The following is a 12491-nucleotide window of genomic DNA, read 5'->3' as shown; positions in this document are numbered from 1 at the left end:
TGCGGCGGCGCGCAGCACGGCCAAAGGCCACGCATGCCGAAGCGCTGCCGCTTCGGCATCGCCAAGACGTCAGAGCTGAGGGTCGATGATGGCCGACATTTCCTCAATCGACATCGCCCCTTTGTAGGTCTTTCCGTTGATGAAGAAGGTCGGCGTCGAGTCGACCTTGAATTCGTCGGCGCCGCGTTTCTGGACCGCCCTCACATCGTCCAGAAGTTTCTGGTCCGTCAAGCAGGCTTCGAAGGACTCCTGTGTAAAACCGGCGAGCTTGGAGATTTGCAGCAGCGCATCCTTGGTGTTGGACACGCCCACCCAGTTCGCCTGCTGCTTGAACAGGACATCCACCATCGGGAAGTAGTTGTCCTTGGCGCAGCGCGCCAGCATGAAACCGGCCTCGGCGCTCGGATCGAACGGGAATTCGCGCAGAATATAGCGCGCCTTGCCGGTATCGATGTATTTCTTCTTCAATTCCGGAAAGGTGGTTTCGGCAAAATGCGCGCAATGCGGGCAGGTCATCGAGGCGTATTCGACGATCGTGACCTTGGCGTCGTCCTTGCCGAGTTGCTTGTCGGGCAATGCGCCGGGCTTAAGCAGTTCGGCCATGTCGACGGTGCCTTGAGCCTCCGGCGCCTTGACGGCGGCCGGCGTGGCCGATGTCGCGGGTGCGGCGGGAGCGGCAGGCTTCACATCGGCCGCCTTGGCTTCCTCACCAGAGTCGCTGCATGCCGCAAGCACGGCCACCACCGGAATGGCGGCCAGCGAAGACAGCAGGTTTCTGCGGGACAAGCTTTTGCCGAACGGAGGACGGTTCATACGAATCACCTGACAGGGGTTGGATTTTGCAACGCAAAGGCACGAAAAGGCGAGAGTTGGCGCGAATTAAGGCATCGCCGTCCCCAATCCAATCGTGAAACTTGAAGCTTATAATCACGAAATCGCGAGATTGGCGACGGTGCTATGACTTTCTTTGTCCCAGAATAGTGGCGCCGAGCCGCTCCAGAGAGGCACGCAGGCCATCGTCTTCTATCTTGCCGACGATGTGCGACAGTCTTGATTTTTCCGCCTCATTGAGAGGCCTGACGGGTGGTTTCGGCCGCGCCTTTTCACTTAGAACCGGCTTCTGCACTATCCTGATGCGGCCGATGGCCGTGAAGCCGAGAAATGCATTGACGCGATTGATGATCTCGCCGGCCTCATGCTGCAGATGGAGCGCCGCCATGCCCTCGCAGGCGATCACCAGCACGGCCGGCTCGAACGGGTCGTCTTCGTGCAGCCGCCGAGGCCACTGGATCTTTTCAGGGCGCGAATGGCCGGCCAGGCGCGAACCGGCAATCTCTTCCCACGACTGGACCAGGCTGACCGAAATGCCCGCCCGCTTGCGCAGCACCGGGTCGAGGATCGCGGTGGCGAGATCGCTCACCGGAACGGGATTGCCGAAGGGCTTTTTCCCTGCCATGTGCGTTCTCCAGCCACCCACCTCCACTCTTCCCGGCCGAGGCCGATACGAGATCAATGGCACCGCACGAGCAGACCCGCAAGGCCATATCAGAGGACAGCAGCAGCAAAGCTGCGTCTAGTGACAGCAGCAAAGCTGCGTCTAGTGACAGCAGCAGAGCTGCGTCCGGGGACAGCAGCAAAGCTGGCGATACCGCATCCCGCCTGCTCGCATGGTACGACGTGCATCATCGCGAGTTGCCGTGGCGCGTGACCCCGCGCGACCATGCCCGTGGCGTGCGGCCCGATCCTTACCGGATCTGGCTGTCGGAGGTCATGCTGCAGCAGACCACGGTTGAAGCCGTGAAGGCCTATTTTCGCGCCTTTGTCGAGAAATGGCCTGATGTCGCGGCGCTGGCGGCGGCGCCCGTCGAGGACGTGATGAAAGCCTGGGCAGGGCTCGGCTACTATTCCCGTGCCCGCAACCTCAAGGCCTGTGCCGATCTGGTGGCCGGGCGCGACGGCCGGTTTCCGGATACGGAAGCCGGCTTGAAGGAATTGCCGGGCATCGGCGCCTATACTTCGGCGGCGATCGCGGCGATCGCTTTCGACCGGCCGGCTGCCGTCGTCGATGGCAATGTCGAACGTGTCGTGACCCGCCTGTTCTCCATTGCCACGCCGCTCAGCGAAGCCAAGGCCGACATTCGCGCCCGTGTCGAGCGCATGGTTCCCACGACGAGGCCCGGCGATTTCGCCCAGGCGATGATGGACCTCGGCGCCACGATCTGTACCCCGCGCCGACCGCGCTGCATGCTTTGCCCGCTGCGCGAGGGCTGCAGCGCGGTCGTTTCAGGCGATCCCGAACATTACCCGGTGCGTCTGCCCAAGGCCGACAAACCGCTGCGGCGCGGCGCAGCCTTCGTCGCCGTGCGAAGCGACGGTGCCATTCTTCTGCGCAAACGCGCCGACAAAGGGCTGCTCGGCGGCATGACCGAGGTGCCGACGACCGGCTGGACGGCGCGGCTGGACGGCGCGACCACAGCGGCGGCCGCACCCTTTCCCGGCGACTGGCGACAAGCCGGCCGGATCGCGCATGTCTTCACCCATTTTGCGCTCGAGCTCGAAATCTTCCTCGCCCGAAGCACCGGCGAGACGCCCGCCGGGCATTTCTGGTCGCTGCCGTCGGACATTTCGGGTGAAGCGCTGCCCACTGTCATGAAAAAGGCAATCGAGGCTGCGATACCCGGCGCGACGAAAAAAGCCGTCACCGAACAGTGCAGAGAGGCCCCATGACTGAAATCCGCCACATCGTGTTCGACATCGGCAAAGTGCTGATCCACTACGATCCCAATATCCCGTTCAGCCGGCTTATTCCCGATGCCGAGGAGAGAAAGTGGTTCTTCGACAATGTCTGCACGCATGACTGGAACATCGAGCAGGACCGCGGCCGGACATGGGAAGAGGCGGAAACGCTGCTGATCGCGGACCACCCGGATCACGCGGAAAACATCCGCAATTTTCGCCGCCACTGGCACGACATGGTGCCGCATGCCTATGACGACAGCGTCGCCATCATGGTCGGTCTGATCGACAGCGGCCACGATGTCACCATGCTGACCAACTTCGCCGCCGATACGCTGGCCGAAGCGCGCAAACGCTTCGATTTTCTCAATCGTCCGCGCGGTGTCACCATTTCGGGTGAGATCGGCAAGATCAAGCCGGATCGCGACATCTACGACCATCACGTCGCCGCGTTCGAGCTCGAACCGTCCGCGACGCTGTTCATCGACGACAGCCAGAAGAATGTCGACGGCGCCAAAGCGGCCGGCTGGCAGGCAGTGCTGTTCACCGATGCCAAGACACTTCAAGCAGACCTTGAGCGGCTCGGAATCAAGGCGTGATTTGAATCGCTTCCAGTACTTCGTTGAGACTTTGAACCAACGCCAAAGCCGCGGCAATCGGCAGGGTCAGCCCCCTGCCCTTTCCATGCCGAGACGCGCGATGCGACGCAGTTCGTCGATCGGGGTCAGGCCGCCGCTGCGTTCATAGTGCCAGAAGGTCCAGCCGTTGCAGGCATCCAGGCCCTGAACTTCGGCGCCGATTTTGTGGATCGATCCGGCACTGTCGCCGATCGCCACCGTGCCATCGGCGCGAACCTTGGCCGCCCAGCGCTTCTTGGCGTCGTAGAGCGTAGCACCGGGCGTCACCAGCCCGGTGTCGATCAGGCTGACGAAGGCGACGCGAGGCTCGGCGCGCTTGCCAGTGAGCACGGTCAGGTCCGCGCCGTCGAGCGGCCGCACCGCGTCGATGCGTTCATTGGCGGCGTCGATATAGGCCTGCTCGCGCTCTATGCCGACAAAATGCCTGCCAAGGCGCTTGGCCACCGCGCCTGTCGTGCCGGAGCCGAAGAAGGGATCGAGCACGACGTCGCCCGGCTTGGTCGAGGCCATCATGATGCGGGCGAGCAGCGCCTCCGGCTTCTGCGTCGGGTGCAGTTTATCGCCATTGTCGTTCTTCAGCCGCTCGCCACCGGTGCAGATCGGGAACAGCCAGTCGGAACGCATCTGTATGTCGTCGTTCGACGCCTTCAACGCTTCGTAGTTGAAGGTATAGCCCTTGCCCTTCTGGTCGCGGGAGGCCCAGATCATCGTCTCATGCGCGTTCTGGAAGCGGCGACCGCGAAAATTCGGCATCGGATTGGTCTTGCGCCAGACGACGTCGTTGAGGATCCAGAAGCCGAGATCCTGCATCTTGGCGCCGACCCGGAAGATGTTGTGATAGGAGCCGATGACCCAGATGGTGCCGTTGGGCTTCAACACCCGGCGCGCGGCCAGCAGCCAGGCGCGCGTGAAGGCATCGTAGGCCTCGAAGCTCTCGAACCGGTCCCAGTCGTCGTCCACCGCATCGACCTTGGATTGGTCGGGCCGGTGCAGGTCGCCGTCGAGCTGCAGATTGTAGGGTGGATCGGCGAAGATGACGTCGATGCATTTTTCGGGCAGCCGGTCGAGCGCCGCGACGCAGTCGCCCTTCAGGATCGTGTCCAGCCATTCGGATTGCTGGGGAGCATGGGAAAGCTCGTCGACAAGACGCACGGCTGACATTTTTACACCCAAGGCACGCGTTACTGTTTACTCCCGGTTATGGTTACCGATCAGCGTAAATATTCGGTGAAGGGCAGCGATCGGACGCCGCCGGTTTGCGCCGACGTGCCCGTTGGTGTATGCCGCGCCGCCTGAAGCCTGCCCGTTCTCATTGCCCGGATCACCATGCCCCAGCCAGACCTTGTCATCTTCGATTGCGACGGCGTGCTCGTCGATTCCGAAATCATCGCCGCGCGCGTCGAGGCCGAGCTCCTGACCTTGTCCGGATACGAAATCTCGGCCGAGGAGATTGCCGAGACTTATGCGGGGCTGACGTTCAAGGACATTCTGATGCGGGTTGAGGAGAAGTCCAACATCCCGTTCCAGGTTTCGCTGATCGATCGCGCCGAAGAGCTGGTCGACCGGAAACTGCGCAGCGACGTTCGTGCCATCGAGGGCGTGCGCGAAGCGGTCGCCTCGGTGACGGCGCAACGTTGCATCTGCTCCAACTCACGCTCGGAGCGGATAGAATTCATGCTGGAGAAGGTGCATCTGCTGCCATTCTTTGCCGGGCGCATCTTCTCCGCGATGGAGACGCCGACCGGAAAAACCAAACCGGCTCCGGACGTGTTCCTGTTCGCCGCCGAAAAGCTCGGCGCCCATCCGGCAAACACTTTCGTCATCGAGGATTCCGTGCACGGCGTGACCGGCGCAAGGTCGGCAGGAATGCGTGTCATCGGGTTCACGGGCGCCGCCCATAGCTATCCCGGCCATGCCGATGCGCTGACGGAGGCGGGCGCCGAGACGGTGATCCGCCGCTGGGCGGATCTGAGCGGCACGCTGGCCGCCCTATCAGAATGGTCGGCGGACGTGTGAGCGTCCGCTAGGCCCCGACGAGCACCCCTGCGGATTTAGTTGGTCGCGGCGGCTTTCTTCCTGTTTTTCTTCGATTTGTCGGTCGCGGCCTTCGGCGCATTTTCATCATAGCCGGCATAGGCCTGATAGTCCTGCGCCGTCGGCGCCGGCACGACGATGTTGGAATCGGTGAAGACGAACTGCGTGGCGACCGAGGGGTCGGTAACCTGGACCTGATATTGGTGGATCTGCGAATAAAGCACCTCGGTGCCATGCATCACCGCGGTGCGGATCGGCATGGTGATGGTGCCGGGCGTGAATTTCGGCCCTGGCACGATCTTGCCGGCGACGGCGATCTTCATCGTCAGCTGTCCGTCGGCGCGGCTGCAATCGCGGGTCACGTCGCTGATCGAGGCCTGATAAATGACCCTCGCCGAATCGTCCGGCGGAGTAGCAGCGGCAGCATCGGCCGCAGCCTGGGCCGCGGCATCCTGCGCGGCGTCGCCGGTCTTCTTGAGCTTGGGCCTGGGCTTCCGGGCTTCGTTGGCGTAGGTGTTGAAGAATGCCGTGCCGTCGCGAAGCATCACCCTCGGGCAATAGGCATTCAACTGGCTGGCCAGAATCTTGGGGTCCTGCGGCGGCGGTGGCGCGGTCGGGTCCTTCTTGCCAAAACCCAGGTTCAGCATACCGTTGTCGCCTGATTGGCAGCCGGCGGCGGCAAGCATAAAGCCGGTGAGCGCAAGACCCGCGAAAAAGCGACCGCTGAATGTATGAAACGCCATGAAACTGCACTTCCCTCTCGCAAAGCTGGTGACGTATATCAACCGCGCGGCAAAAATGCGACTGAGCCAGCGTAGAAATTAACCACCTTGCGTGGGTCGAAAACCCAAGGCAGTAACGGAATTGTGACGATGCAATATGTGAGTACCCGCGGCGAGGCGCCCGCGCTTGGGTTTTGCGATGCCGTCCTGACAGGCCTGGCACGCGACGGCGGGCTCTATGTGCCGCGCCAGTGGCCGCAATTCTCGATGGCCGAGATCCGCGCCATGCGCGGCTTGGCCTATCCCGAGCTGGCCATCCGCGTGCTGTCGCCGTTTCTTGGCGACGAAATCCCGGCTCCCGTGTTCGAGCGTCTGGTGCGGGAGGCCTATGCCACCTTCCGCCACGAGGCTGTCTGCCCGCTGGTCCAGACCGGCCCCAACGCTTTTATCCTCGAACTCTTCCATGGACCTACGCTCGCCTTCAAGGATGTCGCGATGCAGCTGCTCGCCCGGCTGATGGACCATGTGCTCGCCGAACGCAACCAGCATGCCACCATCGTCGGAGCCACATCGGGCGACACCGGCGGAGCAGCGATAGACGCCTTCGCCGGGCGCAGCCGCACCGACATCTTCATTCTCTTCCCGCATGGCCGCGTGTCGCCGGTGCAGCAACGGCAGATGACGACATCGAAGGCTGAGAACGTGCATGCCCTGGCGATCGAAGGCAATTTCGACGATTGCCAGGGCATGCTCAAGGACATGTTCAACGATCACGGCTTTCGCGACCGTGTCTCGCTGTCGGGGGTGAATTCAATCAACTGGGCCCGCATCATGGCCCAGATCGTCTATTATTTCTCCTCGGCCCTGTCGCTCGGCGCGCCCGATCGCCCCGTCTCCTTCACCGTGCCCACAGGGAATTTCGGCGATATCTTTGCCGGTTACGCCGCCAAAAAAATGGGCCTGCCGATCGATCGGCTGGTCATCGCCACCAACGACAACGACATACTGGCACGCACTTTCGCGACCGGCGAATACCGCACCAAGGGCGTGTTCGCGACCACCTCGCCTTCCATGGACATTCAGGTGTCGTCGAATTTCGAGCGCCTGCTGTTCGAGGCGTCGGGCCGCGACCCGGCGACTGTGCGGCGCTACATGGCCGGGCTCAAACAATCCGGCGCCTTCACCATAGAAGCCACGGAAATCGCAGGGATGCGAGCCGAATTCGATGCCGGCCGCGCAGATATGGACGAGGTCGCCGCGACGATCCGCTCGACGCTCGCGGCCAGCAACTACCTGCTTGATCCGCATACCGCGGCAGCCGTGCATGTCGCGGCCGGCAAGGCTTCGAATGCCGTGCCGATGGTGGTGCTGGGCACTGCGCACCCAGCAAAATTCCCGGCTGCCGTCGAGGCCGCCAGCGGCGTGTCACCCGCGCTGCCCGCATGGCTAGGTGGGTTGATGACATCGGAGGAAAAATACACGGTACTTCCATCCGACCTGAAAATGGTGGAAGATTACGTCAGCCGCCGTGCGCGAGCGGCGCGTTAAGGAGTACGAACCATATGGGTGTTGAGGTAAGCCGTCTGTCGAACGGCCTGACAGTCGCCACCGAAACCCTTCCAAGCATCGAATCGGTTGCCCTGGGTGCCTGGGTCAAGTCGGGTGCCCGCAATGAACGTGACGAAGAGCATGGCATGGCCCATCTGCTCGAGCACATGGCGTTCAAGGGCACAAAGCGGCGAACAGCCTTCGAGATCGCATCGGAGATCGAGGACGTGGGCGGCGAGATCAACGCCGCCACCAGCGTCGAGACCACATCCTACTATGCCAGGGTGCTCTCCGACGACGTGCCGCTGGCCGTCGACATTCTTGCCGACATCCTGCAGGAATCGGAATTCGATCCGCAGGAGCTCGAACGCGAGCAGCACGTGATCCTGCAGGAAATCGGCGCCGCGCACGACACGCCCGATGACATCGTGTTCGACCGGTTCACCGAGACGGCCTTTCGCCACCAGACCATCGGCCGCTCGATTCTGGGCACGCCGGAAACCGTCAAATCCTTTACCTCGAAGCAATTGCACGATTTCATCGAGCGCCAGTATGGCGCCGAACGCATGGTGATCGTGGCCGCCGGCGACATCAAGCACGACAATTTCGTGCGCGAAGTGGAAAAGCAGCTCGGCGGCTTCCGCACCAAGGCCGACAACACCATCCCGCAATATGCGCAATATGTCGGCGGCGATTTCCGCGAGGACCGCGACCTGATGGACGCGCAGATCGTGCTGGGCTTCGAAGGCCGCGCCTACCATGTGCGCGATTTCTACGCCTCGCAGGTGCTGTCGATGATCCTCGGCGGCGGCATGTCGTCCAGGCTGTTCCAGGAAGTCCGCGAAAAGCGTGGCCTGTGCTATTCGGTCTATGCCTTCCACTGGGGCTTTTCCGATACCGGCATATTCGGCGTCCATGCCGCGACCGGGCAGAGCGACATCGCCGAACTGGTGCCCGTCATCATCGAGGAATTGCAGAAGGCCGGCGAGAACATCCTGCAGGAAGAGCTCGACCGGGCGCGCGCGCAATACCGCGCAGGTCTGATCATGTCGGCGGAAAGCCCGGCCAGCCGCGCCTCGCAGATCGCGCGACAGCTGCTCTTGTTCGGCCGGCCGATCGCCAAGGAGGAACTGATGGAGCGGCTGTCGGCGCTGACGGTCGATCGTTTGACCGACCTGTCGTCACGGCTGTTCTCGACCAAACCGACGCTTACCGCTGTAGGGCCTGTGGGTACGCTGGCGCCATACGAAGCGATCCTCGATTCGCTTCCGGGCACGCCCACCACGGCCCGCAAGCTCGCCGTCTAAGCCCGCACAAGCGCCGTGTTCGCGCTCCCTTTCTTTCGCCGCGACCTGCCGGCACTGAAGGGCGACCGCGTGACGCTGCGCGTGCCGTTCACCAATGACTACCGGGAGTGGTCGACTGTGCGCGGCGAGAGCCGGGCATTCCTCGAACCATGGGAGCCGCGCTGGGCGCCGGACGAGCTTGACCGGGCGGCATGGCGGCTGCGCATCAGCCGCTACCGCGAGGACTATGCGCAGGGAACCGCGATCGCCTTCTTCATATTCGAGAAGTCGAGCGGCAGGTTGGCTGGCGGAATTACGCTCGGCAACATACGCCACGGGGTCTCGCAGAGCGGGCATGTCGGCTACTGGATCGGCGAGCGCTTCGGCGGCCGTGGCCTGATGACCGACGCCGTCAAGGTCGTGACCCGCTTCGCCTTCGATACGCTGAGGTTGCACCGGATCGAAGCGGCCTGTATTCCCGACAATATCAGGTCGATCCGTGTGCTTGAAAAAGCCGGATTCCGGCGCGAAGGACTTCTGCGATCCTACCTCAGGATCAATGGCATCTGGCAGGACCATTACCTCTACGCCCGGATCGCGGACGATCCGCCAGGCGCTGGAACGAAGGACTGATTTTTGACGAAATTCCTGCGCAACGGGCCGCTGTTCGCCTTTGTCCTCGCGACGATCCTGACGCTGTACGCGGCGTCCTCGGCCTTTGCCGTCGAACCGATCAAGATCGCTCGCGACGATGTCGCGCTCGATCTGTCCGGCGCCGTGGAAATTTACCGGAACCAGGGCGAAAACTTCCAGGTTTCAACCGCGCCCGGACCCGACGGCATCGTGCGACGCATCGAGGTCGAGGCCAATGACGCCCGTTCCACCGGCGACTGGGCCGTGTTCGCGCTTGCCAATACCACCGACCAGCAGCTCGACCGGCTGATCGTGGCGCCGCATTTCCGACTGGTCAATTCCGGCATCTTCTGGCCGGATCTCGGCTCGACCCGTATCGCCGCCATCACGCCCAGCGAAGGCTTTGCGCTCGACCGCCAGAGCAGCCCGGACGCCGACGTCTTCCGGGTGACGCTGAACCCGGGGACGGTGATCACCTTCATCGCCGAACTCGCCTCGCCCAAGCTGCCGCAGGTCTATCTCTGGGACCCGGAATCCTACAAGGACTCAGTCAATTCCTACACGCTGTTCCGCGGCATCGTCATCGGCATCGCCGGGCTTCTCGCGCTGTTCCTGACCATCCTGTTCGTGGTCAAGGGAACCTCCATGTTCCCTGCGACCGCAGCACTCGCCTGGGCCGTGCTTGCCTATATCTGCGTCGATTTCGGCTTCCTCAACAAGATCATCGAGATATCGCCCGGCAACGAGCAGATGTGGCGGGCGGGAACGGAGGTGGCCCTGGCGGCGACCTTCGTGGTGTTCCTGTTCGCCTATCTCAACCTCAACCGATGGCACGGCCATTTCAGCTATGGGGCGCTGGTCTGGATCCTCGGGCTGCTCTTGATCGCCGGCGTCGCCATCGTCGACCCGGCGGTCGCCGCGGGCATCGCCAGGCTGTCCTTCGCCGCCACCGCGCTGACCGGGCTCGGCCTGATCATCTTCCTCGGCATACGCGGCTATGACCGTGCCATCATGCTGGTGCCCAGTTGGGTGATGGTGCTGTTGTGGCTATGCGGATCGTGGATGGCGATAACCGGCATGCTCGACAACGACATCGCCCAGCCGGCGCTTGGCGGCGGTCTGATCCTCATCATCCTGCTGATCGGCTTCACCGTCATGCAGCATGCCTTTGCCGGCGGCGCGCTGCACCAGGGTCTGTTCTCCGACCTCGAGCGGCAGGCGCTGGCGGTGGCCGGCTCGGGCGACACGGTGTGGGACTGGGACGTGCTGCGCGACCGCGTCGTCACCAAGCCCGACGTCAGCATCCAGCTCGGCCTCGCCCCTAACAGCCTGGGGGGTGCAGCCCGCAACTGGCTGCCGGTGCTGCATGTCGATGACCGCGACACGTTCCGCACCACGCTCGACGTGGTGCTCGAGCACCGTCGCGGCAAGGTGGCGCAGAACTTCCGGTTGCGCGGCGCCGACGGCCACTATCACTGGTTTGCGCTGCGCGCGCGCCCGGTTATCGGATCGGACGGTGAGGTCATCCGCTGTGTCGGCACCATGGTTGACGTCACCGAGCAGAAAAAATCCGAGGAGAGGCTGCTGCACGACGCGGTGCACGACAACCTCACCGGCCTGCCCAATCGCGAATTGTTCATGAACCGGCTCGAGGCGATCATCTCGATCGCACGGACCGAAGAGAAGGTGCGCCCGACCGTCTTCGTCATCGACATCGACCGCTTCAAGCAGGTCAATGACGGGCTCGGCATCTCGGCCGGCGACACCATCCTGCTCACCATCGCGCGACGCCTGCACCGGCTCTTGAAGCCGAAGGACTCGCTGTCACGCTTCGCCGGCGACCAGTTCGCCTTGATGCTGCTTTCCGAGCAGGACCCGGCCCGCATCGCGGCGGTGGCGGACGCCATCAAGCATGCCATCAACGCCCCGATCACCTTTGCCAAGCGCGAGATCGTGCTGACCGCCTCGATCGGGCTGATCACCTGGACCTCGGCGCAGACCTCGGCCGAGGACATGGTCAAGGACGCCGAGCTTGCCATGCATCAGGCCAAACGCTTCGGCGGCGACAGGATCGAACCGTTCCGCCCGGCCTTCCGCACCGTCGGCACCGATCGGCTGCAGTTCGAATCCGACCTGCGCCGTGCCATCGAACGGCGCGAATTCACGCTTGCCTACCAGCCGATCGTTCGGCTGGAAGACGGCAGCGTCGCCGGCTTCGAGGCATTGCTGCGCTGGGACCATCCGCGCCGCGGCATGATCCCGCCGGCGGATTTCATTCCGGTCGCCGAAAGCTGCGGGCTGATCGTACAGCTTGGGCTGTTCGCCATGCAGCAAGCCGCCGAGGATCTGGCGGCATGGCAAAAGCAGATCGGCGACGCGCCGCTGTCGGTTTCGGTCAACCTTTCCAGCCGCCAGCTCATCCGCCGCGACCTGGTCAGCGACGTCCGCTCCGTGATTGCGCGAGCCAATCTGAAGCCGCGCTGCTTCCGGCTCGAGCTCACGGAATCGCTGGTTATGGACAATCCCGAGCAGACTGCCCATGTGCTGACCAAGCTGAAGCAGCTCGGCATCGGCCTGTCGCTGGACGATTTCGGTACCGGCTATTCTTCGCTGGCCTACCTGACGCGCTTTCCCTTCGACACGATCAAGATCGACAAGAGTTTCGTGGACGACAGCACGCCCAAACGCGCCGTGCTGCTCAAATCCATGGTCAGCATGGCGCATGAGCTCGGCCTGTCGGTGGTCGCCGAAGGCATTTCGGACGAGCGCGACGCGCTGGAGCTGCGCCAGATGGGCTGCGAATATGTGCAGAGCTTCATGTTCGGCGCCCCGATGCCCGGGGATCAGGTGCTGAAGACGCTGAAGGAACAGTATCCGCTGACGCAGGCGTAGTT

11 protein-coding genes are annotated in these 12491 nt (G+C 63.1%); 7 read left to right on the top strand and 4 right to left on the bottom strand.

The genetic code is table 11. The features are described 5' to 3' along the window. Window positions 1-69 precede the first annotated feature (69 nt). Together FJ940_RS06110 and FJ940_RS06105 are read right to left on the bottom strand one after the other, a co-directional pair. Window positions 70-813: a DsbA family protein gene (locus FJ940_RS06110; protein WP_140494928.1), complete on the bottom strand. Its 744-nt coding sequence runs from the start codon at window positions 811-813 to the stop codon at window positions 70-72. 142 nt (window positions 814-955) lie between these two features. Further along, the gene (locus FJ940_RS06105) at window positions 956-1456 is read right to left on the bottom strand and encodes a DUF721 domain-containing protein (RefSeq protein WP_140494930.1); all 501 of its coding nucleotides are present in this window, start codon (window positions 1454-1456) and stop codon (window positions 956-958) included. Between the two features lie 56 nt (window positions 1457-1512). Here FJ940_RS06105 and mutY point away from each other — a divergent pair, with 56 nt between their 5' ends. Further along, complete coding sequence (gene mutY, locus FJ940_RS06100; RefSeq protein WP_140655768.1) at window positions 1513-2727, top strand: A/G-specific adenine glycosylase; 1215 nt, start codon at window positions 1513-1515, stop codon at window positions 2725-2727. Next, a complete protein-coding gene (locus tag FJ940_RS06095; RefSeq protein ID WP_140494934.1) occupies window positions 2724-3335 on the top strand; it encodes an HAD family phosphatase in 612 nt (203 codons plus the stop codon). Before mutY ends, FJ940_RS06095 begins: the two co-directional genes overlap by 4 nt. Window positions 3336-3401: 66 nt before the next feature. Here FJ940_RS06095 and FJ940_RS06090 read toward each other — a convergent pair whose 3' ends face one another. After that, window positions 3402-4535 carry a site-specific DNA-methyltransferase gene (locus tag FJ940_RS06090; RefSeq protein WP_140558191.1) on the bottom strand — a complete coding sequence of 378 codons (1134 nt, stop codon included), beginning with the start codon at window positions 4533-4535 and terminating at the stop codon, window positions 3402-3404. Window positions 4536-4700: 165 nt separating this feature from the next. On the opposite strand from FJ940_RS06090, the gene FJ940_RS06085 reads away from it, so the two are divergent. Then, window positions 4701-5390: an HAD family phosphatase gene (locus FJ940_RS06085; RefSeq protein WP_140558193.1), complete on the top strand. Its 690-nt coding sequence runs from the start codon at window positions 4701-4703 to the stop codon at window positions 5388-5390. 35 nt (window positions 5391-5425) lie between these two features. Here FJ940_RS06085 and FJ940_RS06080 read toward each other — a convergent pair whose 3' ends face one another. Then, complete coding sequence (locus FJ940_RS06080; protein ID WP_140494939.1) at window positions 5426-6151, bottom strand: hypothetical protein; 726 nt, start codon at window positions 6149-6151, stop codon at window positions 5426-5428. Window positions 6152-6280: 129 nt separating this feature from the next. On the opposite strand from FJ940_RS06080, the gene thrC reads away from it, so the two are divergent. Genes thrC through FJ940_RS06060 form a run of 4 tightly spaced genes read left to right on the top strand, consistent with a single transcriptional unit; the run spans window position 6281 to window position 12489 of the window. Next, window positions 6281-7678: a threonine synthase gene (gene thrC / locus FJ940_RS06075; RefSeq protein WP_140558194.1), complete on the top strand. Its 1398-nt coding sequence runs from the start codon at window positions 6281-6283 to the stop codon at window positions 7676-7678. Between the two features lie 14 nt (window positions 7679-7692). Further along, entirely contained in the window at window positions 7693-8985 is a 1293-nt protein-coding gene (locus tag FJ940_RS06070; protein WP_140494943.1) for a pitrilysin family protein, read from the top strand. A 15-nt stretch (window positions 8986-9000) separates the two neighbouring features. Then, window positions 9001-9597, top strand: coding sequence for a GNAT family protein (locus FJ940_RS06065; RefSeq protein ID WP_140494945.1), 597 nt, complete (start codon window positions 9001-9003; stop codon window positions 9595-9597). 3 nt (window positions 9598-9600) lie between these two features. Beyond that, window positions 9601-12489 carry an EAL domain-containing protein gene (locus tag FJ940_RS06060; protein ID WP_140655766.1) on the top strand — a complete coding sequence of 963 codons (2889 nt, stop codon included), beginning with the start codon at window positions 9601-9603 and terminating at the stop codon, window positions 12487-12489. Window positions 12490-12491 lie beyond the last annotated feature (2 nt).

It is taken from the genome of Mesorhizobium sp. B2-3-7 (assembly GCF_006442695.1).
GTDB lineage: Bacteria > Pseudomonadota > Alphaproteobacteria > Rhizobiales > Rhizobiaceae > Mesorhizobium.
This window is presented reverse-complemented; position numbering and strand designations above follow the sequence as displayed.

Bases quoted from the DNA above. Each gene is read 5' to 3' on its own strand.
- FJ940_RS06080 (WP_140494939.1), bottom strand. From the start codon at position 6,151: ATGGCGTTTCATACATTCAGCGGTCGCTTTTTCGCGGGTCTTGCGCTC.
- FJ940_RS06110 (WP_140494928.1), bottom strand. From the start codon at position 813: ATGAACCGTCCTCCGTTCGGCAAAAGCTTGTCCCGCAGAAACCTGCTG.
- FJ940_RS06095 (WP_140494934.1), top strand. From the start codon at position 2,724: ATGACTGAAATCCGCCACATCGTGTTCGACATCGGCAAAGTGCTGATC.
- FJ940_RS06085 (WP_140558193.1), top strand. From the start codon at position 4,701: ATGCCCCAGCCAGACCTTGTCATCTTCGATTGCGACGGCGTGCTCGTC.
- FJ940_RS06105 (WP_140494930.1), bottom strand. From the start codon at position 1,456: ATGGCAGGGAAAAAGCCCTTCGGCAATCCCGTTCCGGTGAGCGATCTC.
- mutY (WP_140655768.1), top strand. From the start codon at position 1,513: ATGGCACCGCACGAGCAGACCCGCAAGGCCATATCAGAGGACAGCAGC.
- thrC (WP_140558194.1), top strand. From the start codon at position 6,281: ATGCAATATGTGAGTACCCGCGGCGAGGCGCCCGCGCTTGGGTTTTGC.
- FJ940_RS06070 (WP_140494943.1), top strand. From the start codon at position 7,693: ATGGGTGTTGAGGTAAGCCGTCTGTCGAACGGCCTGACAGTCGCCACC.
- FJ940_RS06090 (WP_140558191.1), bottom strand. From the start codon at position 4,535: ATGTCAGCCGTGCGTCTTGTCGACGAGCTTTCCCATGCTCCCCAGCAA.